Source organism: Streptomyces oryzae (assembly GCF_017676365.1).
In the GTDB taxonomy this organism is placed as follows: domain Bacteria; phylum Actinomycetota; class Actinomycetes; order Streptomycetales; family Streptomycetaceae; genus Streptomyces; species Streptomyces oryzae.
In genome coordinates, this window is the sequence record NZ_JADKMA010000402.1 from 1 (window position 1) to 1,516 (window position 1,516).

The 1,516-nt window shown below is 74.0% G+C and carries 1 protein-coding gene; it reads right to left on the reverse strand.

The window, feature by feature from the left end:
- Positions 1-94: 94 nt before the first annotated feature.
- Complete coding sequence (locus tag ITI46_RS34420; protein WP_209243978.1) at positions 95-1,291, reverse strand: MFS transporter; 1,197 nt, start codon at positions 1,289-1,291, stop codon at positions 95-97.
- Positions 1,292-1,516 lie beyond the last annotated feature (225 nt).

Sequence of the window (1,516 nt, forward strand, 5' to 3'; positions counted from 1 at the left end):
GGGTCCGGTGGCTCTTGGCGGGCCGTCACCGGTCAGACCGGTGACGGTGGCCGAGAGGGGTCGGGGTCCCATGCCCGGCGGGGTGTTCCGCTCGCTACGTCGCCGCCGTCCCGCGCCGCCGCCCGACGACCGGCACCACCGCCAGGGCCACCGCGCCGCCCACCGCCAGCACCACCGACGGCGACGAACGGTCCAGCAGCGCGCCGCCCGCCAGCGCGCCCGTCGAGATGGTGGCCTGGAACGACGCGGTGAACAGCGTGGAGGACGCCTCCACCGCACCGGTCTCGGGCGCGGCCTTGGCGAACAGGGTCTGGGAGCACACCGGTACAGCGCCGTACCCCACTCCCCACGCCACCAGCAGCACGAAAGCGCCGGCCCCGGTCCGGCCCAGCACCGGCAGCAGAAGCGTGGCACCCGCGATCAGCGCCGCCGCTGCCGCGAACGTCCCGTGAGGGCGGCGGGCGGCAGCCGTACCGCCCACGAAGTTGCCGAGCATTCCGGCCGCCCCGTACGTCAGCAGGGCCACCGTGATCACCGCGGGGCCGGCGCCTGTGACCTGCTCCAGGAACGGCGTGACGTACGTGTACGTGCCGAAGTGCGCCAGCACGACCAGGAACGTGACCAGCAGCGCGAACCGCGTACCGCCGCACCCCAGCTGCCGGCCGAGCGTACGCAGCCGCGTCACCTGTTCAGGCGGTAGCGGGGGCAGCACCGTCCACAGCGCCGCGCAGACCGCCAGCGACAGCACGCCCATCGCGGCGAACGCGGTCCGCCACCCGGCCACGTCCCCCACGAACGTGCCCAGCGGCACCCCGAGTACCGAACCGAGCGGCACCGCGGCGAAGATCAGCGCGGTCGCCCGCCCCACGGCCGCCGCCGGTACCAGCCGCGGCGCCAGCCCGGCGCCGAGCGACCAGAATCCGCCGATCGTCACCCCGACCGCCGCCCGGGAGGCCAGAATCCATCCATAGGCGTCGGCCGTCGCCGCGACGAAGTTGGCCAGCGCCAGGAGCAGCATGAACGCGCCCAGCATCCGCCGCCGGTCCACCCGCCCTGTCGCCGCGGTCACCAGCGGCGCGGCAACCGCAGCCAGAAAGCCCGGCATCGTCATCATCAGCCCGGCCATCCCGTCCGAGACGGTGAAGTCGGCGCCGATCGACGTGAGCAGCCCGATGGGCAGGATCTCCGTCGTCACGAGGGAGAACAGCCCCGCGGTCACCGAGACCACACCCAGCCACGAGGTCAGCGGCGACCGCTGCGCCGCCCGTTGTTCTGTGAGCACTGCGTCCATGCAAGGAGTCCAGCAAGGGCGGCGTCCGAGGGCTGGCGGTATCCCGCCGTCAACCGTCCCCAGGCCGGAGGCGCGGCCGGGGCTCAGCTGGGGGCTCCGCCGGGAAAGGTGAGATGGCGAGGCGGCACCGCAGCGGTGAGCCACACGCCGTTCTCGCTCCGCTCGAAGACGTGCCCCTGCTCGTGCATGTGCCCCGCGGCCACCGTCAGCACGACCGCCCGCCCC